General features: G+C 62.1%; 23 protein-coding genes. 5 read left to right on the top strand and 18 right to left on the bottom strand.

The annotated features are described in order from the left end of the window. Positions 1-879, bottom strand: a complete 879-nt coding sequence (fdhD, locus tag LGH70_RS12885; protein ID WP_226186198.1) for a formate dehydrogenase accessory sulfurtransferase FdhD — start codon at positions 877-879, stop codon at positions 1-3. A 176-nt stretch (positions 880-1,055) separates the two neighbouring features. Here fdhD and moeB point away from each other — a divergent pair, with 176 nt between their 5' ends. Next, positions 1,056-2,159: a HesA/MoeB/ThiF family protein gene (gene moeB / locus LGH70_RS12880; protein ID WP_226186197.1), complete on the top strand. Its 1,104-nt coding sequence runs from the start codon at positions 1,056-1,058 to the stop codon at positions 2,157-2,159. A gap of 45 nt (positions 2,160-2,204) precedes the next feature. After that, positions 2,205-3,371 (top strand): putative sulfate/molybdate transporter, encoded by a 1,167-nt coding sequence (locus LGH70_RS12875; RefSeq protein ID WP_226186195.1) that lies wholly within the window; start codon positions 2,205-2,207, stop codon positions 3,369-3,371. A 6-nt stretch (positions 3,372-3,377) separates the two neighbouring features. Here LGH70_RS12875 and LGH70_RS12870 read toward each other — a convergent pair whose 3' ends face one another. The 6 genes from LGH70_RS12870 to moaA all read right to left on the bottom strand — a co-directional run bounded on the left by LGH70_RS12870 (position 3,378) and on the right by moaA (position 8,601). Continuing rightward, the gene (locus tag LGH70_RS12870; RefSeq protein WP_226186193.1) at positions 3,378-4,652 is read right to left on the bottom strand and encodes a leucine-rich repeat domain-containing protein; all 1,275 of its coding nucleotides are present in this window, start codon (positions 4,650-4,652) and stop codon (positions 3,378-3,380) included. Between the two features lie 299 nt (positions 4,653-4,951). Further along, positions 4,952-5,650 (bottom strand): ClpP family protease, encoded by a 699-nt coding sequence (locus tag LGH70_RS12865; protein WP_284438445.1) that lies wholly within the window; start codon positions 5,648-5,650, stop codon positions 4,952-4,954. A 92-nt stretch (positions 5,651-5,742) separates the two neighbouring features. Beyond that, entirely contained in the window at positions 5,743-6,042 is a 300-nt protein-coding gene (locus LGH70_RS12860) for a hypothetical protein (RefSeq protein WP_226186191.1), read from the bottom strand. A gap of 6 nt (positions 6,043-6,048) precedes the next feature. After that, positions 6,049-6,603 carry an RNA polymerase sigma factor gene (locus LGH70_RS12855; protein WP_226186190.1) on the bottom strand — a complete coding sequence of 185 codons (555 nt, stop codon included), beginning with the start codon at positions 6,601-6,603 and terminating at the stop codon, positions 6,049-6,051. Between the two features lie 102 nt (positions 6,604-6,705). Beyond that, the gene (locus LGH70_RS12850; protein WP_226186188.1) at positions 6,706-7,506 is read right to left on the bottom strand and encodes an alpha/beta hydrolase; all 801 of its coding nucleotides are present in this window, start codon (positions 7,504-7,506) and stop codon (positions 6,706-6,708) included. Positions 7,507-7,593: 87 nt separating this feature from the next. Continuing rightward, entirely contained in the window at positions 7,594-8,601 is a 1,008-nt protein-coding gene (moaA, locus tag LGH70_RS12845) for a GTP 3',8-cyclase MoaA (RefSeq protein WP_226186186.1), read from the bottom strand. 128 nt (positions 8,602-8,729) lie between these two features. Here moaA and LGH70_RS12840 point away from each other — a divergent pair, with 128 nt between their 5' ends. Further along, positions 8,730-8,972, top strand: coding sequence for a MoaD/ThiS family protein (locus LGH70_RS12840; RefSeq protein WP_226186184.1), 243 nt, complete (start codon positions 8,730-8,732; stop codon positions 8,970-8,972). Between the two features lie 156 nt (positions 8,973-9,128). Further along, positions 9,129-9,545 carry a molybdenum cofactor biosynthesis protein MoaE gene (locus tag LGH70_RS12835; protein WP_226186182.1) on the top strand — a complete coding sequence of 139 codons (417 nt, stop codon included), beginning with the start codon at positions 9,129-9,131 and terminating at the stop codon, positions 9,543-9,545. Positions 9,546-9,555: 10 nt separating this feature from the next. On the opposite strand, the gene LGH70_RS12830 is transcribed toward LGH70_RS12835, so the two are convergent. Genes LGH70_RS12830 through moaC form a run of 3 tightly spaced genes read right to left on the bottom strand, consistent with a single transcriptional unit; the run spans position 9,556 to position 11,602 of the window. Further along, positions 9,556-9,882, bottom strand: a complete 327-nt coding sequence (locus LGH70_RS12830) for a hypothetical protein (protein ID WP_226186180.1) — start codon at positions 9,880-9,882, stop codon at positions 9,556-9,558. Between the two features lie 51 nt (positions 9,883-9,933). Continuing rightward, complete coding sequence (locus LGH70_RS12825) at positions 9,934-11,121, bottom strand: NTP transferase domain-containing protein (RefSeq protein ID WP_226186178.1); 1,188 nt, start codon at positions 11,119-11,121, stop codon at positions 9,934-9,936. Then, positions 11,111-11,602, bottom strand: coding sequence for a cyclic pyranopterin monophosphate synthase MoaC (gene moaC / locus LGH70_RS12820; RefSeq protein ID WP_226186176.1), 492 nt, complete (start codon positions 11,600-11,602; stop codon positions 11,111-11,113). Before moaC ends, LGH70_RS12825 begins: the two co-directional genes overlap by 11 nt. A gap of 235 nt (positions 11,603-11,837) precedes the next feature. On the opposite strand from moaC, the gene LGH70_RS12815 reads away from it, so the two are divergent. Beyond that, positions 11,838-13,049, top strand: coding sequence for a molybdopterin molybdotransferase MoeA (locus tag LGH70_RS12815; RefSeq protein ID WP_226186174.1), 1,212 nt, complete (start codon positions 11,838-11,840; stop codon positions 13,047-13,049). A 219-nt stretch (positions 13,050-13,268) separates the two neighbouring features. Here LGH70_RS12815 and LGH70_RS12810 read toward each other — a convergent pair whose 3' ends face one another. From LGH70_RS12810 to metF, 8 genes are all read right to left on the bottom strand, one after another. Continuing rightward, the gene (locus LGH70_RS12810) at positions 13,269-13,700 is read right to left on the bottom strand and encodes a putative signal transducing protein (RefSeq protein WP_226186172.1); all 432 of its coding nucleotides are present in this window, start codon (positions 13,698-13,700) and stop codon (positions 13,269-13,271) included. A gap of 104 nt (positions 13,701-13,804) precedes the next feature. Continuing rightward, positions 13,805-13,948, bottom strand: a complete 144-nt coding sequence (locus LGH70_RS12805) for an MFS transporter small subunit (RefSeq protein WP_226186170.1) — start codon at positions 13,946-13,948, stop codon at positions 13,805-13,807. Positions 13,949-13,986: 38 nt separating this feature from the next. Continuing rightward, a complete protein-coding gene (locus LGH70_RS12800) occupies positions 13,987-15,387 on the bottom strand; it encodes an L-lactate MFS transporter (RefSeq protein ID WP_226186168.1) in 1,401 nt (466 codons plus the stop codon). A gap of 173 nt (positions 15,388-15,560) precedes the next feature. After that, the gene (locus LGH70_RS23630) at positions 15,561-17,090 is read right to left on the bottom strand and encodes an N-acetylmuramoyl-L-alanine amidase (protein WP_262905329.1); all 1,530 of its coding nucleotides are present in this window, start codon (positions 17,088-17,090) and stop codon (positions 15,561-15,563) included. A gap of 58 nt (positions 17,091-17,148) precedes the next feature. Further along, positions 17,149-17,700 (bottom strand): hypothetical protein, encoded by a 552-nt coding sequence (locus tag LGH70_RS12790; protein ID WP_226186166.1) that lies wholly within the window; start codon positions 17,698-17,700, stop codon positions 17,149-17,151. A 53-nt stretch (positions 17,701-17,753) separates the two neighbouring features. Then, positions 17,754-18,242 (bottom strand): energy transducer TonB, encoded by a 489-nt coding sequence (locus LGH70_RS12785; RefSeq protein WP_226186164.1) that lies wholly within the window; start codon positions 18,240-18,242, stop codon positions 17,754-17,756. Between the two features lie 345 nt (positions 18,243-18,587). Continuing rightward, positions 18,588-19,064: a tetratricopeptide repeat protein gene (locus LGH70_RS12780; protein WP_226186162.1), complete on the bottom strand. Its 477-nt coding sequence runs from the start codon at positions 19,062-19,064 to the stop codon at positions 18,588-18,590. Between the two features lie 105 nt (positions 19,065-19,169). Next, entirely contained in the window at positions 19,170-20,126 is a 957-nt protein-coding gene (gene metF, locus LGH70_RS12775) for a methylenetetrahydrofolate reductase [NAD(P)H] (protein ID WP_226186158.1), read from the bottom strand. Positions 20,127-20,312 lie beyond the last annotated feature (186 nt).

Here is a 20,312-nt window from a genome sequence, read left to right as displayed (position 1 = left end):
CTACTGCTGCGGCTCGCGCAGGCGCCAGGCCCCGCTGTACACGTTGTAGCGGCCCTGGCGCACGAAGCCGCAGAGCGTCATGCCGAAGTCTTTGGCGGCCTGCACGGCCAACGAGCTGGGCGCGCCCACGGCCGCCAGCACCGGAATGCCGGCCACGGCCGCCTTCTGCACCAGCTCGAACGAGGCCCGCCCGCTCACCAGCAGAACGGTATGGTGCAGCGGCAGCCACTCCTGCAGCAGCGCCGCCCCGATTACCTTGTCCAGGGCGTTGTGGCGCCCGACGTCTTCTCGCAAGAGCAGCAGCTCGCCGGCGGGGGAAAACAGGGCCGCCGCGTGCAGGCCGCCGGTTTGCTCGAACAGCGCCTGGGCCGCCCGCTGCCGCGCCGGCAGCTCATGAATTACCTGCGGGGAAACGTAGGGCCCATTCATCGGCAGCACCGGGCAGGCCGCGGCATGCACCGCGTCGATGCTGGTTTTGCCGCACACCCCGCAGCTGGACGACGTGTAGAAATGGCGCTCCAGGCGCGGCATCGATACGCCCACGTTTTCGGCCAGCTCAGCCCGCACCACGTTTTCGCGCTCCTCTTCCTTGGTCACGTCGGGGCAGTAGCGGATGCCGGTCAGCTCGGCGCGGCTGCGCACAATGCCCTCGGTGAGCAGAAAGCCGGCGGCCAGCTCCATATCGTGGCCGGGGGTACGCATGGTGATGGCCAGGGTCCGGTGCTCGCGCTGCCCGGCCGGCCCGAAGCCCAGGCGAATTTCAAGCGGCTCTTCGGCGGCCACCACATCGGAGGCTTCGGTCAGCTCGGCACCCGTTACCTTGTGCACTGTGAGGTAATCGTAGCTGGTAGGCGGCAGAAAGACGGACGAGGTATCCATGGAGCGAAAAAGTAAGAGGTTGTTTGCCTGGGTAGCTACCGGGTTTTCCGGCGCACCCTGCCCGGATAGGGTTAACTTTTAAACGAAGCTGTAAGTTTAAAGCCAGAGCCGGATTACGGATGGCATTGGTGCCGGGCCGCTCCGGCCGCATTCCTTCTTACTTGTTCAGTACCCTCATGCTTACTCCCGACGAGCGTCAACGCTACCAACGCCACCTGCAGCTGCCCGAAATAGGCGAGGCCGGGCAGGAGAAGCTCAAAGCGACCCGCGTGCTGGTGGTGGGCGCCGGCGGCCTGGGCTGCCCGGTGCTGCAGTACCTGGCTGCCGCCGGCGTAGGCACCCTGGGCATTGCCGACGGCGACGCGGTGGAGATGAGCAACCTGCAGCGCCAGGTGCTGTTTGGTCCCGCCAACCTGGGCCAGAACAAAGCCGAAGCCGCCGCCGAAGCTGTGCAGCGTATCAACCCGCTGGTAACCTGCGAGGTAGTGCCCCGGCGCGTGGATGTGGCCGCCGTGCGCGACCTGGTGGCCCGCTACGATATCGTGGTCGACGGCTCCGACAACTTTCCGACCCGTTACCTGCTCAACGATGCCTGCGTGAGTTTGGGCAAGCCCTTGGTTTCGGGGGCTATTTATAAGTTCGAAGGCCAGGTGTCGGTGTTCAACTACCAGGGCGGGCCTACTTACCGCTGCCTGTTTCCGCAGCCGCCTACGGCTGCCGAGGCTCCCAACTGCTCGGCTATTGGCGTGCTGGGCGTATTGCCGGGCCTGGTGGGCTGCGCCCAGGCTACCGAAACCATCAAGGTTATTCTGGGTCTGGGCGACATTCTCAGCGGCCGGCTCTGGCTCTTCGACGCCCTCTCGTTTCAGACCCGCACCCTGCGCTTTGCCCGCCAGCCCGAGCGCGCCCGCATCAACCTCGACACGGCCGATGCGGCCGACTACGCCGAGCTGTGCCAGCCGGCCATTGCCGCCGTGTCGGCTCCGGAGCTGGCCCAGCAGCTGGTATCGGAAGTGCCGCCCTTCCTGCTGGACGTGCGCGAGCTGCCCGAGTACGCTGAGTTTCACCTGCCCAGCGCCGCCCTGATTCCGCTGGGCAGCCTGAGCCAGCGCGTGGCCGAGCTGCCGCGCCACCATCCCATTGTAGTATACTGCCGCAGCGGCCGGCGCAGTGCCCAGGCCATCGACCAGCTGCAGCGCGAATTCGGCTTCGACAACCTGACCAACCTGACGGGCGGCACACTGGCCTGGACGGCGGAAGTGGGCAGCGTGCCGGAGTAAGGGCAGCTGGCTCCGCTACTGATTTTTGCATTTACCTATCCTCCCGTGCCCCTGACCTCTTCCGCTCCTGCCGCCGCCCGCCGTATCCGCTTCGACCGCAACGAGCTGGCCGGGGCTTTCGGCGACCTAGGCACCGATTTACCGCTGCTCATCGGCGTTATTGCCGCCTCGGGCGTCGATAGTGCCGGGCTGCTCATCGTGTTTGGCCTGCTGCAGATGTTTTCGGGCTTCTGGTACGGTATGCCCATGCCGGTGCAGCCCCTCAAGGCCTTTGCCGCCCTGGTTATTGCCCAGAAAATTCCCGGCCGCATTATCTTCGGCGGCGGGCTGGCTATTGGCCTGAGCATGCTGGTCTTGTCCGTAACAGGCTTGATTGACGCGCTGGCCCGGCTGATTCCCAAGCCCGTGGTGCGCGGTATTCAGTTTGGGCTGGCCCTGCAGCTGGCTACGCTGGCCTTGAAGGAATACGTGCCCGCCGACGGTGCCCCCGGCTACGCGCTGGCCGCCGCGGCTTTCGTGGTGACGGTGCTGCTGCTGGGCAACCGCCGCTGGCCAGCCTCTTTACTGGTCATCACGCTGGGGGTGCTCTACGCGCTGGTGTTCAAGCTCGACCTCGGCACCGCCCAGCAGGCCATCGGTCTGCACCTGCCCGGCTGGCACGTTCCGCAGCGCGCCGATATTCTGACCGGCGCCGTGCTGCTGGCCCTGCCCCAGATTCCGTTGTCGCTTGGCAACTCCATTCTGGCTACCCGCCAGGTGATTCACGACCACTACCCCGACAAGCAGGTATCGGTGCGCCAGATCAGCTTCACGTATGGCCTGATGAACGTGGTGGCGCCGTTTTTCGGGGGCTTTCCGGTGTGCCACGGCTCGGGTGGCATGGTGGGCCACTACGCGTTTGGGGCCCGCACCGGTGGCTCGGTAATTCTCTACGGCGGCCTGTTTCTGGTGCTGGGCCTGTTGTTCAGCCAGGGCTTCGCCGATGTGGTCCAGATATTTCCCCTGCCCATATTGGGCGTGCTGCTGCTCTTCGAAGCCCTCACCCTGGCTACTTTATTGCGCGACCTGACCAGCTCGAAATCAGATCTGACGGTGGCTTTGCTGGTGGGCGTGCTGTGCAGCGGGCTGCCCTACGGCTACCTGGTGGGGCTGGTGGTGGGTACGGCCGTGTACTACGCTATGCAGCGCGGCTGGGTGGGCTTGGGCAAGTAAGCGCGTTTACTGTAATTCGAGCTTCTTCAGTTTCGGCAGGCGCCGAAGATCCACGGCAGCAGAATCAAGGCCGGTGTACTGGATGTTGAGTTCTTCCAGTTGCTTAAGTTGGTATACTGCCGTTGGCAAAGAATCAAGTGGGTTGTCCTTCAGGCTCAACCTTCTCAGGCGAGGTAGACTTACCAGAGCATCTATATTGGTTACCTGATTTTTACGCTTGCTGTTCCAAAAGCTATTTACCTCTATTACTTCCAGGCGTTGCAGTCGGCTCATACTCGTCGGGAGTGCGCGCAGGTTGGCATTGCCCAGGTGCAGTTCACGCAAGCCGGTCAGCTCATTCACAGCCTCCGGATATCGCCCCAGGTGATTATCGTTCAGGTTCAGCACCCGCAACCCTTTCATTTGCCGGATTGCAATTGGAATGCTGTCCAGTCGGTTCCATTCCAGGTTCAACTCCTGCAGGCTATCCAGTTGGTAAAGCACCGTCGGAAACTCCGTCAGTTGATTGTAGCTTAGGTCTAGCCTTTTCAGCCGCTTCAGTTTCTCAAAGCCATCAGGCAAGCGTTGCAGATGACTTAAATGCAGGCGCAAGCTATCCAGATTGTATAGCTCGCCCAACCGGCTGTACAGCGTGTCGGGGCCGCTGTCTTGGCCGTTGCGCTTTTCATATTGAATAGCATACGTGGTTAGGTCCAGCGACTTCACCTTGGCGGGCTCTTTTAGCGCCAGCCGCAAATCCTCATACTGGCCGTGAAAATCCTGGCGGGTGCGCAGGAAATAGGTGGAATCCAGCCGGAATGTAAATATGCCCTGCAACAGGCGCTGTTGCCGTTTTTTCCAATCAATATACTGCAAGTCGAAGCGCAGGCGCGGCTGAGTAGCCGAGCTATGTAACCGGGTAATGGTGCCTGTGATGCTCCCAAACTGCTCGAAATGCCACGTCGCCCGGTCGTAGCCAATGACGGAAAAGACGGCGTTGGGCACCTGCATTGCCTGGCCCACCTGCAGATCAGACAACTGCTTGATGCGCAAGAAAATCTCTTTGCTGTACCAGGTATCACTGATATGCGGCCGATTGGAAGAGTAGCTATAATGCAGAACATCGAAGCGGCCACTATCTAGCTCCGTGCCGCCAATTATATCTGCCCGCTGCAGGTATTGAGTCTGGGTTTGGGTCTGCTGCCAATGAATGGTGCGCCGGTAAACTCTTTTCAGTGGCTTGCAGCTCACAGCCATTGTCAAGCCACTGACGGCTAGCCAAACAATAGATTTCCAATACATAGAATGAGTATAGCGGCTCCATCACAGAGTTGAGGCCCACATATTTTTTACTATAAAGCTACAACTTGCCTAATAGACCCAGTGGTGGGTACGGCCGTGTACTACGCCGCCATGCAGCGCGGCTGGGTGTGGCTAGGCAAGTAAGCGGCCGTTGCCGCCGGCGTGAACGACCTACTAAGCGACGTGAGCGATGGTAGGGACGGCGTGAACGAAGGCAGAGGCGGCGTGAATGAGGTTAGGAGCAGTGGGAACGATGTTAGGAGCGGTGGGAATGACGTTCAGAAAGTAAAAAGCAGCGTTTACTCCGCTTTGCGCTCCAGCACTTCGTCAATCAACCCGTACTCCCGGGCCTCGTCGGCGCGCATCCAGTAGTCGCGGTCCGAGTCGTCGTGGATTTGCTGGTAGGTTTTGCCCGTGCGCCCGGCGTAGATGCCGTAGAGCTCCTGCCGCAGCTTGACGACCTCGCGGGCCGTTATTTCTATGTCGGACGACGGGCCCTGCACGCCGCCGGAGGGCTGGTGAATCATGACGCGGGCGTGGGGCAGGGCCGAGCGTTTGCCGATGGCGCCGCCGCAGAGCAGAAAGGCGCCCATCGAAGCGGCCAGGCCGGTGCAAATCGTAGCCACATCGGGATTCACGTACTGCATCGTGTCGAAGATGCCCAGGCCCGCATACACCGAGCCGCCGGGCGAGTTGATGTAGAGCAGAATGTCCTTCTTGGCATCCACCGACTCCAGAAACAGCAGCTGGGCCGTGATGATGTTGGCAATATTGTCGTCGACGGCCTGCCCCAGAAAGATAATCCGGTCCATAATCAGGCGCGAAAACACGTCGATTTCGGCGAAGCGCGTAGGCCGCTCCTCAATGACGGAGCGCGTCATGCCCGTCACCAGCGGGTAGTAGCGGCCTTCGAGCTGGTGCTGGTACCGGTCGAGGCTGGAGCTGGCAAGGCCCTGGCCCTGCACGGCAAATTTTCGGAATTCCTGGGAGATGAGCATGGCAAGAAAAAGGATAAGGAATGGACGTAGCAGGGCCAGGCCGCCTCGGAAAAGGCAGTAAAAAGGCTCTGAATCAGAGAAGGGAGGGGAAACTACTGGTCGGGTTGAGGCCGGCCGGGCAACAGGCGCCGTAGGCCGTCGGTGGCCGCCCGCAGCCAGCCGCGCCGCCGGCTCTGGCGCTCCAGCCGCTCATGAATCCGGTCCAGCTCCTGGCGCAGCTGCCGCCGGCCGGCCTGGCGCAGCGCGTCGTAGAGCTGCCGCTGGGCTTGGGCATCGGCGGCCAGCTTGGGGTCGGTGAGAAGCTGCACCTGCCACTGCGCGGCGGCCGCGGCCGAGGGGCGGCCGAGCAGGTGGTGCTCAATCTGCTGGAGACGGTCGAGGGCGGGGCGCATGGTGGGTTAGCGGGCTAGGGTGAGGGCCACGGCCGTGCGTACCGATTTGCGCAGCCGCTCCAGGCACTTGAACTTCTGCACCGTGGCCGAGCGCACGCTCTGGTACTGGTTGGCCGCGGCAATCTGCTCCAGCGGCTGCTGGAAGTAGTAGAAAGCCAGCAGAATGCTCTTGCACCGCTCCCCAAGCTGCTCCACGTAATCGAGCAAGGGAAGGGTGTCGCGCTCCTCGGCCGGCTCGGTTTCGCCGGGCACCTGCGCGTGGGCGTCGGTAATACCAGTGAGGGGCAGGCGCTGCCGGCGGCTCAGCTCCTGCCGCCAGAGGTTACGGCAGATGCCCACCAGGTAGGTGCTGACCGACGCCGACAGCACGAAGCCCTCGGTCGTAGCCTTCTCGTAGAAAACAACTAGGGCATCCTGAAACACATCCTTGGCATCCGGAGGTGTGCCGCCGTGCTGCTGCACGTGGCGCCGCACCATCGGGAAGGTGCGCTGGTAGATGCGGGTAAGGGTTTGTTCCCGGCTGGTAAGCAGTGCGTGCCGCAGTGATGCCGAAGTTTCCATAGATGCAGACCTGACCAGTGAGTGAGTAGCGCGGTTCTGGTAGTTAATCCGGATAGGGGGCAACTATCACCCCGCCGCCACTAAAAAAATAATAGCCGCCGCTCAGCGCGCCGCCAGCAGCTGCCGAATTTCGGCCTGGTACTGCGGGTTGCTGGTCATGCCGTTGTGGCCCGCGCCGGTCAGCGTTACGAACCGGTCCTGGGGTTTGAGCAGTGTTTTGAGCTGTAGCGTCGTCTGGTAATCAATGACTTCGTCGTGCTCACCGTGGAAGATAAAAATCGGGCAGGCCACGCGGGGCAGCTCCCGGGCCGTGTGGATGGGGTAGCGCACCACCACGCCCGGCACCCAGGGATAGTGCTGCCGGGCCGTGGCCAGCATGCTGTAATAGGGCGCCTGCAGAATCAGGAGCTGCGGGTGGTAGCGGGCGGCCAGCCAGGCCGCCGCGCCCGTGCCCAGCGAATAGCCCAGAATGATGGTGCGCTCCTCCGGAAACTCCGGCTTCAGTTGTTCATACGCAGCCTGCACGTCGGCCAGGAACTGCTTTTCACTGCTGATTTCCCCGCCACTTTTGCCGTAGCCGCGGTAGTCGAGCATGAACACGCTATAGCCCAGCCGGGTGTAGAGCGTTGCCGCGTCGCCCCAGCCGTCCAGGGCTCCGCCGTTGCCGTGCAGGTAAAAAACCAGGCCCTTGGCCGAGTCGGCCGGAAACAGCAGGCCGTGCAGGCGGGTGCCGTCGGGGGCGGTTATCCAGCGCTCCTCGAAGGGCTGGGTGAAGGAAAAGCGGTAGTCGGCGGGCAGCTTGTCGGGAAAGAACAGCAGCCGCTCCTGTTTGAAGTACAGCAGCACGCACACAGCCAGGTAGCAGAGGGCGACAAATCCGACGGTTCCGAGCAAAAACTTCATAACAGCCTAAGAATACGAAGTCCCACCGGATTCCGCTACGTTGTCCGTTTGTCATTGCGGGCAGCACCTTGCAAGAAGTCTCACCACTTACCCCCCAATCGTACTCATCGACTCGAAGCTGAGCTGGTGCACGGGGCGCTGCCGCTCGGCTTCGAAGCCGTTGGCGGCGCGGTTGCGGAAGGCCGAGGCCAGGGCCGTGGCAACTTCAGCATCAGACGCACCGCCGCGCAGCAGGGCCCGCACGTCGAGCACGCCTTGGTCGTAGAGGCAGGTTTTCAGGCCGCCTTCGGCCGTGAGGCGCAGGCGGTTGCAGGTGCCGCAGAAAGTGCGGGAATAGGCCGCAATAATGCCCAGCCGCCCCTGGTGGCCGGCGGCGGTGTAGTGCGAAGCCGTGTCGCCGGGCCGGGTGGCAATGGGCGTGAGCAAACCCAGGTGCTGCTCCAGATGCTCGCGGATGCGCAGGTGGCTCCACGGAATCTGGATGGCGCCGTGGCTGCCCCCGTTGAAGGGCATTTCCTCGATAAAGCGCACGTCTACGGGCAGGTCGCGGGTGAGTTCGGCCAGGGGCACGAGGTCCTCAATGTTCTGCCCGTCCATCACCACGGCGTTGATTTTCACCTTGATGCCCGCCGCCAGCAACGCGTAAAATGTGTCGAGTACCCGGGGCAGCTCGTCGCGGCGGGTGATGCGGGCGAAGCGGGTTCGGTCGAGCGTATCCAGGCTCAGATTGACGGTGCGGATGCCCAGGCGAGCCAGCTCCGGAATGTGGGGCGCCGTGAGTACGCCGTTGGTGGTCAGGCTGATATCGTCGATGCCGTTGATCTGGCTGAGGCGGCTGATGAAGGGCACTAAGTCGCGGCGCACGAATGGCTCCCCGCCGGTGAGACGCACTTTGCGTACGCCCAGGCCGGCCAGAATAGCCACCACCCGCTCCATTTCCTCGTAGGTCAGCAGCTCCTGCTTGGGCAAATACTGAATGCCTTCCTCGGGCATGCAGTAAAAGCAGCGCAAATTGCAGCGGTCCGTAACGGCCAAACGCACGTATTCGAGCGGCCGGCCGTGGTTATCAAACAGAACAGGGGTAGCAACGGACATAACAACGGAAATACGATTACTGCCTCAACGCAGACTGCGCCAAAAGAGATGCAGAACAAAAAACCGGCAATTGGCTTTTCTGTTCCGGTGCCGGCCGCGTATACTGCCTCCGGAGTATAGACAAACAAATGAAACTGAAAATTGCGCTTTTTGGCATTGCCAAAGAAATAGTAGGCAGCTCCTCGCTCGACCTCGACACGCCCGATGAGCAGTCGGTGGCGGGCCTGATGAACCAGCTGCGCAGCCAATACCCGGCCCTGAACGAGCTGACCAGCTTTGCCGTAGCCGTCAACAGCGAATATGCCGCCGACGACTACCGCCTGCACCAGCGCGACGAAGTAGCCCTGATTCCGCCCGTGAGCGGCGGGTAGCTAATGCTGGCGACTAAAAATTGTCTGTCATCCTGAGCATTCCGCGCATAAAGCGGCGACGAAGGACCTTACCAGGTGAGAACGAGCCGTTCTACGGTCATAAGGTCCTTCGCTCTACTCAAAATGACAGGCGGAAAAAGAAAAGAACCCATACGCATGCATATACATCTTACCGACCAGCCCATCGACGTGGCGGCCGTGCTGGCCTCCGTACAGGACGATGGGGCCGGGGCCGTCAATACGTTCATTGGCACGGTGCGCAACCAGAGCACGGGCCGCCGCGTGGTGCGCCTCGACTACGAAGCCTACGACGCCATGGCCATCCGGCAGATGGAGCACGTGGCTGCGCAGGCCCAGGAAAAATGGCCCATGCTGCGGCAAGTGGCCGTTACGCACCGCAAAGGCCGCCTCGATATCGGCGACGTGGCCGTGGTGGTAGCTGTATCCACGCCCCACCGCGCCGACTCGTTTGCCGCCTGCCAGTACATCATCGACACCATCAAGCAGGTGGTGCCCATCTGGAAAAAGGAGGAGTACGAAGACGGCTCCGTGTGGGTGGCCGCCCATCCGTAGCGCAGCCAGTTTAGGTACCCAGATTTACGCTGGTTACCCGGTCGTCGGCCCCAACGCAAAAGCTGATGTTATCCGATGCCAATGGAGAAGGCGTATAGGAATAGCAGTGTCGGCCGCTGTCCGGCGAAGCCCATTTCTCCTTGGGAATTCCCATAATCATAAGAGCTTCCTGCCGGGACATGCCCACCGCTAGCTGCCGCGCGTGCACCAGATTTCGGTTGCCCGCTCTGGCCTGTGGACTCAGGCGTGAGCTGTACACAAAGCCCGCCACCCCTGCCCCTACAAGGCCCAGCAGTACCAGCAGCGGTATGCGGACCCATTTGTCGAGTAGATGCATATAGTCAGTTTAATGCCCTTTCGGTAACGAATACATACTTGCAACCGGCGCTTACTGTTTTTCCAGCTCCTGCCGGGCCACGGCGGCTTCCTCGGGCGTATTCACGTTGCGCAGCTCGGTGGGGTCGGGGGCGACCAGCAGCTCGATGTCGGAGTTAATCAAAGCTTTGCGGGGGCAGGAGTAGCCCAGGCCCAGAAACCGCAGCAAAGTGCCGTAGCCGCGAGGCTCCCAGATGGTAATCAGCGGCTCGGGAAACTCGTTTTCGGGGCTCTGGAAGGCCGTGGCCATTTTCGCGCCGTTGCGGTGGGCCATCAGGTGCCGCAGGGTGGCTTCCGAGAGAAACGGCAGGTCGCAGGCCACGACCAGCCAGGCGGCGTTGGGGTCGAGCTGAAACGCTGAGAGGATGCCACCCATCGGACCCAGGTCCAGAAACCGGTCGGGTAGCGGGGTAAGGCCGGCCGGCAGCTCGGCCAGCTGGTCGGGGCGGCAGGAAACGTGCACGTCGGTGCAAACCGTGGCCAGCAGCCGGGCCGCATACTCGCGCTGCTCCAGGCCGTGGTAGCGCAGGCGACCCTTATCGGTTTGCATACGCTGGCTCTGCCCACCGGCCAGCACCAGGCCCCGCAGCGGCGGCAAGTTGCGCTGCCGCCACTGCCGGACGAAAGCAGCAATGGCCTCTGTATCAGTTAGCGGCAGCTGTGGGATTAGTGGGTTTTCGGCAAAGTGCGCCAGCAGATAGGCCGGCACTTCCGTGACGCCCTCGGGCAGCAGGATGAGCTGCACGTCGGTGAGCTTATCAAGCTTTTTTTCCAGCGGCTTGGCTGGGTCCAGAATGATAATCTGCTGCCGGGCCCGGAAGTGGTTGCCGTTTACCAGCACCAGACTTTGGTGGGCCAGCAGCTCTTTCTGACTGAAGCCGTCCAGCTCCCGGCGCTGGTCCACGCGCCGGAAGCTGATTTTATCGGTCAGCTCGGCACTGGCGCCGGCCAGCATAATGGAGCTGGCCCCGCCCGCGCCACCGTCGGCCGCGTCGTCGCCGGCCGCGTGGTCAGCATCCACGTAGCCCACGCTCAAGGTGGCCGACAAAGCTGGCACGAGGCGCGTCACCAGCTCTTTTATCTTACCGCAGGGGGCGCCCAGAATGGCCAGCTCGTGGCGGCCAAACTCGCCGAGGGCGGGCCGGACCAGCGCCGCGTGCTTGGTGCGGGGCTTGGCAGAGTCGCTGGGGTTAGTCGGCATGATGAAAGTCGCTTTTGCCGCCGGTTTTATCCAGCAGGCGGGTTTCCTGAATCACGATGTCGTGGGAGAGGGCCTTACACATGTCGTACACGGTGAGGGCCGCTACCGAGGCGCCGGTGAGAGCCTCCATTTCCACGCCGGTTTTGCCCGTCACGGTGGCCGTGCAAATGATATGGATGGCCTCAGGGCTTACCACTTCAATCTGCACCTGGCAGTCGTCGAGGCCCAGCGGGTGGCAGAGCGGAATCAGGTCAGCGGTTTTTTTGGCGGCCATGATACCGGCCAGAATAGCCGTTTGAAACACCGGGCCCTTGCGGGTGGGCAGGTCGCCGGCCTGCACCAGCGCCAGAATTTCGGGACCGAGAAGTACGCGGCTGCGGGCCCGGGCCACGCGGCGGGTTGCGGTTTTGGCGCCCACATCGACCATGGCAGGCTGGCCGGCGGCATTCAGGTGGGTCAGGGAGCGGGAAGAGTCAGACATAGAAACGAAAAGGGGAACTGCGTACAAAGCCGGAGCCCGGGCCGAAAGTTGTGACAAAGCACGCAACTTAACCCTGACAACACGGTAGAGACGCATATTTGCGGCCCGGCGTTGAGCAACGGCTCCGGATTTAAGCAAACCAGGCCCGGCCGGCCCGGTCTGGATTGCCAGCCGGTAGGCTGGTTTACCTTTCTTTGTGCTACCCTCTCCCACGCCCCGAGCATTTCTTTCGCCCATGATTTCAGTTGACGAAGCCACGCGCCAGGTGCTGGCCACGGCCCGCCCCCTGCCCCCCGAAACCGTGCCGCTGCCGCAAGCCGTCGGCCGGGTGCTGCTCGAAGCCCTGCACGCCGACCGCGACTTTCCGCCCTTTCACCGGGTGGCAATGGATGGCATTGCGTTGAGCTTCGAAGCGGTGGCAGCCGGGCAAGCCACCTTTCCTATTGCCGCTACCCAGCTGGCCGGCATGCCGCCCCAGGCCCTGCTGGATGCGCAAACGGCCGTAGAAATCATGACCGGGGCTGCCCTGCCGCCCGGCACCGACACGGTAGTACGCTACGAAGATCTGGAGTTTCACGAGGTAAACGGTCAGCGCATAGCGGCGGTGCGGGTGCCACCACCCGTCGCCGGCCACAATGTGCACCGCCAGGCCTCCGACCGGGAGCAGGGCGCGCTGCTGTTGCCAGCGGGCATCCGGCTGAGCCCGGCCGAAATTGCGGTGGCCGCTACCATCGGAGCGGCCACGCTGCAGGTGGCCCGGCAGCTACGGGTGGCCGTCGTCAGTACCGGCGATGAGCTGGTGGAGCTGACCGAAACGCCCTTGCCCCACCAGATTCGGCGCTCCAACGCTTACATGGTGCAGGCCGCGCTGCAGCAGGCCGGGGTTCAGAGTGAGATTTTTCATTTCAACGACGACCAGGAGGCGCTGCGCCAGGGGCTGCCGCCGCTGCTGGCCGCCTACGATGCGCTGGTGCTCAGCGGGGGCGTATCGAAGGGGCAGGCCGACTTTCTGCCGGCCATGCTGCGGGAGCTGGGTGTAAGCCAGATTTTTCATGAGGTGCACCAGCGGCCGGGCAAGCCGTTCTGGTTTGGGGAAAAAGCCGGGGGCGCGGTGGTGTTTGCGCTGCCCGGCAACCCGGTTTCCACCTTCGTTAATTTCTACCAGTACGTGCTGCCCTGGCTGCGGCGCTGCGAGCAGCCGCACAGCAAGCTGCCCCGCCCCACGGCCCTGCTGGCCACCGATTTTTCTTTTGCGCCGCGCATTGCCTACTTCTTGCCCGTGCGCCTGGAGCTGTCGCCCTACGGCCACCTGCTGGCCCACCCGCAAAAAAGCGGCGGCTCCGGCGACCTGGCCTCCCTGCTGCAGTGCGACGCCTTCCTGCGCCTGCCCGCCGAGCCCACCGACTTTAAAGCCGGCGACGCCTTCCCCCTCGTGCGGTTTCGGTGAGGTGGTGAAGTGGTGAAATAGTGAGTTTGACGTTCTGGTGTCATTGCGAGGCACGAAGCAATTTGTCCTCTGCTGGTGACAAACGTTCTCTTACCAGAAAGCCCTTTCCTACCGCAGTAGGAAAGGGCTTTTCACTTCAGGGTGCTCGGCACATTTCAGAGGACGGATTGCCGCGGCTGCGCCTCGCAAGGAAACAAGAACATTAAACTCACCACCTAACTACCCCTCCACCTCCGAGCGTTTGAACTCGTGCCGACAGTGGGAGCAGTGGTAGCGTTTGCCGCGGCCGAGCAGCACCGAGAGCATCAGCATCGGGAGGCTGTAGGTGTTGCGGGGGGCGGGGCCGAAAGCCACGTCGGTGGAGTCGCACTTGGGGCAGTGCACGATGTCGGGTCCGGGCTCGTCGTCAGCGCGGGTGGCGGTCATGAACACGGTTTGGTAGCGCAGAATTTCGGCGGCTGCTTCCGCATCTTGCTGGCGCACGTGCAGGTGCACGCCGCCGGTAGCCGGGCCGTAAAGCCGGTTGAGCGCATTGGTCAGAAAGCAGGGAATCTGCTCGGCTTCCAGGCGGCTTTTGGCCAGGTGAGCCGTAATGGGGTCAACAAAGGACTCAAGCACCACAATACGGTCCTGGGCGGGCGGGAAATTCATGAGAAATGGTTACTAGTCAGGAAGGTAAGTAACAAACAAAAGAGCATTCGGCGGTGTGCCAAATGCTCTTTTGTTTTCCGGCGGTCCGGCGCTTGTCAGCCTGCTTACTTAAACAAAGCCAGGGCTTTAATGAAGGTTTGCGACACGCCCCACAGCAGGGGAACGCCCACGTACACCCAGGCCAGGGCGACCTGCAGGCTGGAAGATGACGCCGCGGCTTCGGGGGTTGAATTGGTCTTGGTTTCCATACAAAGGCAGGGTTAGCAACGAGCGAATACTGTAAAAACTACGCGGCCACCTTGGGGGCCGCCGCTTCCTTCACGTGGTAGCGCGCATCCACGGCCTTTACCAATAGGTTGGCCAGAAAGCCGATAACGAGCAGGCCGGCCATGGTGTAGAACACCGTCTGGTACGCTGCCGCCCCCGTCAGGCCCTTCGACTTCTGGCTTTCGTGCAGGAAGTTCACAATCAGGGGGCCCAGCACGCCGGCCGTGCTCCAGGCCGTGAGCAGGCGGCCATGAATGGCGCCGACTTGCATGGTGCCGAACAAGTCGCGCAGGTAGGCCGGAATCGTGGCAAAGCCGCCGCCGTACATGCTCAGAATCACGCAGGATACGATGACGAACAACGACAGTGAGGCACTAGCCGCCAGCGTAGGCACCAGGGCGTAGAGCACGATGCCCAGGCCGAAGTAAATCATGTAGGTGGGCTTGCGGCCTATCTTATCCGAGGCCGACGACCAGAAAAAGCGGCCCAGCAGGTTGAACAGGCTGAGCAGGCCCACGAAGCCGGCTGCCGCTGCTGCCGTCACACCCAGGCCGGCGCCCATCGACTTATCCGAGAAAGTTTCCTGGATGAGGGGCGAGGCCGTTTCGAGCACCCCGATACCGGCCGTCACGTTCATGCACAGCACCACCCACAAGAGCCAGAACTGCGGCGTTTTGATGGCCGTATCGGCGTCCACGTTGTGGGTGGTAATCATGGCGTTGGCTGTCGTGGGAGGCACGTAGCCCTCGGGTTTCCAGCCTTCGGCCGGCACCCGGATGGTGAACACGCCGAAGAGCATGAAGAGCAGGTAAATCAGGCCCATAGTCAGGAAGGTGGGGGCCACACCCATGGGGGCCGAAGCTTTGTAGTGGTCCATCAGGGCCACGGCCAGCGGGGAGCCAATCATAGCGCCGCCGCCAAAACCCATGATGGCCATGCCCGTAGCCACGCCGGGCCGGTCGGGAAACCACTTGATAAGCGTGCTTACGGGCGAGATATAGCCGATGCCCAGCCCGATGCCGCCCACGAAGCCGTAGCCGAAATACACTAGCCAGATGCTGTGCAGGTGCACGCCCAGGGCCCCGATGAAAAAGCCGCCGCTGAAGCACAATGCCGAAGCCAGCATGGCCTTGCGAGGGCCCACCCGCTCCAACCATTTCCCAAACACGGCCGCCGACAACCCCAGCAGCACAATGGCAATGGAGAAGATGACCCCTAGTTGGGCCGGCGTCCAGTCGGCGGGGGCGGGGGCGTCTACGTTGCCGCTAATAAGGGCTCCCATGGGCTTTTTGAACACGCTGAAGGCGTAGGCCTGCCCAATGGCCAGGTGAATTGCCAGCGCGGCCGGCGGAATCAGCCAGCGGTTGAAGCCCGGCCCGGCAATGGTGCGGCTGCGGTCCAGTAAAGAATCAGTTGCCATGGGAATTGGTTAGGGGTGAGGAATGAGAAGAACGGGTATCAATCAGCCGGACCCAGGCCCGGCCGTCTTGAAGTAGGCTGATAACCAGGCGGAAGCAAGGATGTTGGGCTCTTTAACGACAGATTTGCTTTCCAGGGCTGGTTTTTTTGCTAATCTGGTATAGGCACAACGGTTTAGTTTGCGGCCGGCTCCCGCAAAAGCCACCCACGGGGGCCCTTGGCGCGGGTACTCTTCAGAAACTCTTCCACTCCGTCCTTGATGCGCTCGGCCAGCTGCTGCTGAAAAGCCGGGTCAGTGAGGCGCTTTTCATCCTCGGGGTTCGATACGAAAGCCGTTTCAATCAGGGCGTTAGGATATTCGGTGGCCCCATTCAGGTTGAAGTTGAAACTGCCCACGTTGCCGAAGCCCTTCAGGCCGGTTTTGCGCACCTCGTTGTAAATAGCCAGCGCCAGGGGGCGGTACGCCACGTAGCGGTAGTAGGTGCTGGTACCCTGCACTGTAGCGCTTCCCGAGGAGTTGACGTGGATGCTGAGCAGCAAGTCGGGGTTGAGTTGGCGCATTAGCAGCACGCGGGAGCCGTTTTCCACGGTCACGTCGGTTTCACGCGTCATCAGCACCCGGGCACCGGCTTTTTCCAGCTCCTGGCGTAGCTTCTGGGCAATGGCCAGCGTGAGCACCTTTTCCTGGCTGCCCTTGGCCGAAGCAGCACCTACGTTGGTGCCGCCGTGGCCGGCATCGAGGCCGATGGTGAGGCCCTTCAGGCTGAGCCTGGCCGGGGGGCGCTTCACCCGAATTCGGAGAGTGGTGCCGCGGTAGTCGATGCTGTAGCCCCAGGCCTGGGCGTGGCGCAGGGGCAGTACCAGCCGGAAAATATCGGGCTGGGGCTGCTCGTAGTACACGTTGCCCAGTTCCCGCAGCCCGTCGCGCTGAGTTATCCAGTTGGTGTTGGAGGTAGCCCCGAAGATGTCGACTACAAGGCGCGTCGGGTTGGTCAGCAGTTGGGAGCGGTAGGGCAGGCGGGCCTCCAGTGGCACCTGCACGTAGTCGTAAAGCGAGTCGCCGGCCACGCTCCAGGAGCCGGTGAGCGAGGTGGGCACAAAGCCGCCCGGGGGCAGCAGGCGCACCACGTCCTGGGGCACCCAGGCCACCTGGTTTTCGGCCAGCCGCACCCGGTACTGCGCGCCCACCATGCCCGTGACATGCAGCACCACGGCCGAGTCGAGGTAGCCGAGCTTGGCCCCGCCCAGCCGGTCTTCACCCAGGCCGTGGTTCAGGTAGGCGAGCTGGCCCTTGGTAAGCGCCAGCTGGGGAGCGTCGGGGCTCAGAAACCGGACTTTACTGCGGCTAAAAGCCGAGGCCAGCGCCACAGTGTCGTTGCGCATTACCTGAAAAAGGATGGGCCGGTTCTGGAGCGTGTCGCCGGGGCGCACCACGTAGGTACCTTGGTAGATACCACGCTGGCCCTTCGTTTGCGCCGGGGGCAGCTCCGTCATGGGCAGGCCCCTGAGAAAGGTGACGCGCTGGCCCGGCCTGCCTTTCAGGCGCACCTGCAGCCGGTCGCCGGGCTGCAGCCACTGGTTGGTGGCCGGCACCGTTTCCGCCGTTTCAATCAGGGCCTGGGCCCGGCTACTCACGGCCAGACTACTCAGCACGAGTACTAGCAGCAACTGCCAGGAGCGGTAAACTGAATGAGAAGGGGTCATAGGATAAACGCAAAAAAGCCCCGCGGAAACGGGGCTTTGAAGAATGCAAACCGCAACGTTATTCCTGAACGGCCTTTACGGCCTCGCCCAGGTCTTTCACGTCGCGGCTGGTTTCGTGGGTTGTAAACTCGGCCTGCAGCGCCCGGATGCGGAGCTCGTCGCGGCCTTTCACGTCCAGCCGGATAGCCTTCAGCCGCTCGTTCAGCCGCTTGTAGATGCTGCTGGCGTAGTCCCAGTCGCGCTGAGTCCACTGCTTGCGCTGGGCCCGGGTCTGGCGCAGCAGCTGCACGTAGGCGGGCTCGATGGTAGCCGGCGTCAGGGCTTCGATATCGGAATAGGTGCCGAGCAGCTGCTGGGTGAAAGCGGCCGAGGCGGCATTGTCGAGCGGCTGCCGGTTGCGGGCCCGCGAAACGGAGTCGAAGCGTGCGGCCCGGCGTCCGGCGTTGCGCAGCCGGTCGGCGGCGCGGTCGGCCAGGGTATCGAGCTTGCGGGCTTCATCCCGCACTATTTCCTGCCGCTCGCGCGGCGTCGTGTCGCAGGCCGACAGCAAGCTGGCGCCCACGGCAAAGAGGGCCATACCAGCAACGGAGGAGAGGCTAAGTCGTGTCATAGGGCTCTGTACGTAAGTGGCGCGCCGAAGATTAATCCGAAGCTGAACAATGGCTACTGCGCCACCGTCTGCATCTTGAAGGTAAAGGGCAGCTCATACACCACCGGCACGGCCCGGCCGTCTTTGCGGGCCGGAATCCACTGCTGGGGAATGGTGCGGCACACGCGCATAGCCTCCTCGTCGCAGCCGCCACCCACGCTCATCAGCACCTTGTGGCCACTGGCCTGCCCGAGCGTATCAATCATGAAAGAAATCAGGACTTTACCCTGCAGCTTGCGGTCCTGGGCCGCCGTTGGGTACACCAGTTTGGTGGTGTAGGACGCCAGGGCCGGGTCGCCGCCCACAAACAGCGGGGGCTGGTCGACGCGGGCGCGGCTCCACTCGCCGGGCTGCAGCTGCACATCGTACATAATGTCCTCCACAGGCCGGAAAAAAACCAGCTTCTTGGCCGTGTGGTCGTACTTCTGCACCGTCACCTGCCGTCCGTCGCGGGTGTAGGCAAAGTATTCCCAGACGCCCACTTTATTGCCTTTCTCAATCATGCCGCTCTCGAATTCCGTTTTGCGGAGACGCTGGCATAAGGCAACTGTTGGCAATGCGCAAGCCAACAGTACTACGAGTACAGTTTTTTTCATAGAACGGGTGGGAAAAACTGTTCTGCTACAACCAGCAGCCGCAAGCCGAGGGGGGATTCGGGTTATACGGTTTGCTTGAATAGTTATATCAGAAGCGGGCTATTACAAAAGGTGAAGAAGAATGGATGTGTGGCCTAAAAGCTGGTAGCCAGCAAAAAAGACTAAAATAGAGATGGGCTTACACTTTTCGCAAAAAGGTGTAAGCCCAGTAAAGTTAAAGATTTATATAGAGCCGCGCAAGAATAAGCCGCGCTAGATATTTTCGTCGAGCTGGTCGCGTAGGTCGTGCAGACGGACCTGCAGGCCGGGGAAGTGGGGACAAATTGCCTCCAGGCGCCGGAGTACGTGCAGCGTGCCCCGGTAGTCGCCCAGGGTTTGCAGAATGGTAGCCCAGCCCGACAGCGCGCCGAAGTGGCGGGGCTCGTGGCGCAGGGTTTGGGCAATGTCGAGCAGGGAGGCACGGTACTCGCCGCGCAGGTAGTAGGCCGTGGCGCGCTTGTTCCAGCCTTCCGCAAAGCCGGGCAGCTGCTCAGTAAGCGCCGTAAACACACTGATAGCCGCCGAGTAGTCGCCGGCGGCCAGGGCGCGCAGGCCCACTTCGAGCTGCTTGTCCTGCTCCCAGTCGCCGGTCATGAGCCAGTGCTGCCAGATGCCGTTTTGCAGGGCCTCGATTTCAACGGGCGAGGTGGCCGCCCGCAGCCGGGCAAATAAGTCGTCGAGCGTATCCAACGGCGAGAAGTGAAATGATGAAATGGCGAGTTGTCGTTGGGTTTACGCAATTGCGCGCGTTCAGAACATCAAACTCACCATTTCACAAGTTCGCCCTTTCACCGCTTAAAACAGCGCCGAGGCCACCCGCCGGATAGATTCGGACTTGCCCATAGAGTAGTAGTGCAGGCAGGGCACGCCGTGGGCCATCAGCTCCTTGCTCTGGTTGATGCACCACTCGATGCCGATCTGGCGGGCCGCTTCGTTGTCGGCGCAGTGGTGCACGGCCTCCGACAGCTCCTCGGGAATGTTGAGGTAGAAGGAGCGGGGCAGCATCGTGAGCTGGCCTTTGGTCGTCAGGGGCTTGAGGCCCGGAATGATGGGCACGTTGATGCCCGCATCCCGGCACTTTTTCTCGAAGTTGAAGTACTGCTCGTTGTCGAAAAACATCTGGGTCACGATGTACTCGGCCCCGCGGTCTACCTTGTGCTTGAGGTAGCGCAAGTCGGCGCCGTAGTTGGGCGCCTCGAAGTGCTTTTCGGGGTAACCGGCCGTGCCGATGCAGAAGTTGGTGGCCCAGGTATCGTCCTGCTCCTCATCCAGATACTCGCCCTTGTTGAGGTTGGCTACCTGCCCAATCAGGTCGCAGGCGTAGGCGTGGCCGTCGGGTTCGGGCTTGAAGTGGCCTTCGCTCTTGATGGGGTCGCCGCGCAAAGCCAGCACGTTGTCGATGCCCAGGAAGTGCAGGTCAATCAGGGCGTTTTCGGTTTCCTCCTTCGAGAAGCCCCCGCAGATGAGGTGAGGCACGGTGTCCACGTCGAAGCGGTTTTTGATGGCCGCGCAGATGCCTACGGTGCCGGGGCGGCGGCGCACGGTTTTCTTTTCGAGCAGGCCGTTGGGGTGCTGGCGGTACACGTATTCCTCCCGGTGGTAGGTCACGTCGATGAACGGCGGCTTGAACTCCAGCAGGGGCTCGATATTGGAAAACAGCGTCTGGATATTTTCGCCCTTGCGGGGCGGCAGCACTTCGAAGGAAAACAGGGTTTTGCCGTCGGCGCGGGTTAGATGTTCGGTTACTTTCATAGAGCAGGCGAAACCAGGTTTCGCGGGGCATTGTAATGGTAATTTAAGCTCCCCTCCTCAGATGAGGATGGGTTGGGGGTGGTTGATACTCGTTGAAAGGCTTTGGGAACTACTGCTGCCAAATCGTTCAACGATTGAACCACCCCGCCCTTCGGGCACCCCTCCTTAAAAAAAAGAGGGGAATTA

Origin of the sequence: Hymenobacter nitidus (assembly GCF_020447315.1) — a bacterium.
GTDB classification, from domain to species: domain Bacteria; phylum Bacteroidota; class Bacteroidia; order Cytophagales; family Hymenobacteraceae; genus Hymenobacter; species Hymenobacter nitidus.
Note: the sequence above shows the minus strand (reverse complement) of the source record. Positions and strands in the feature narration are given on the sequence as shown.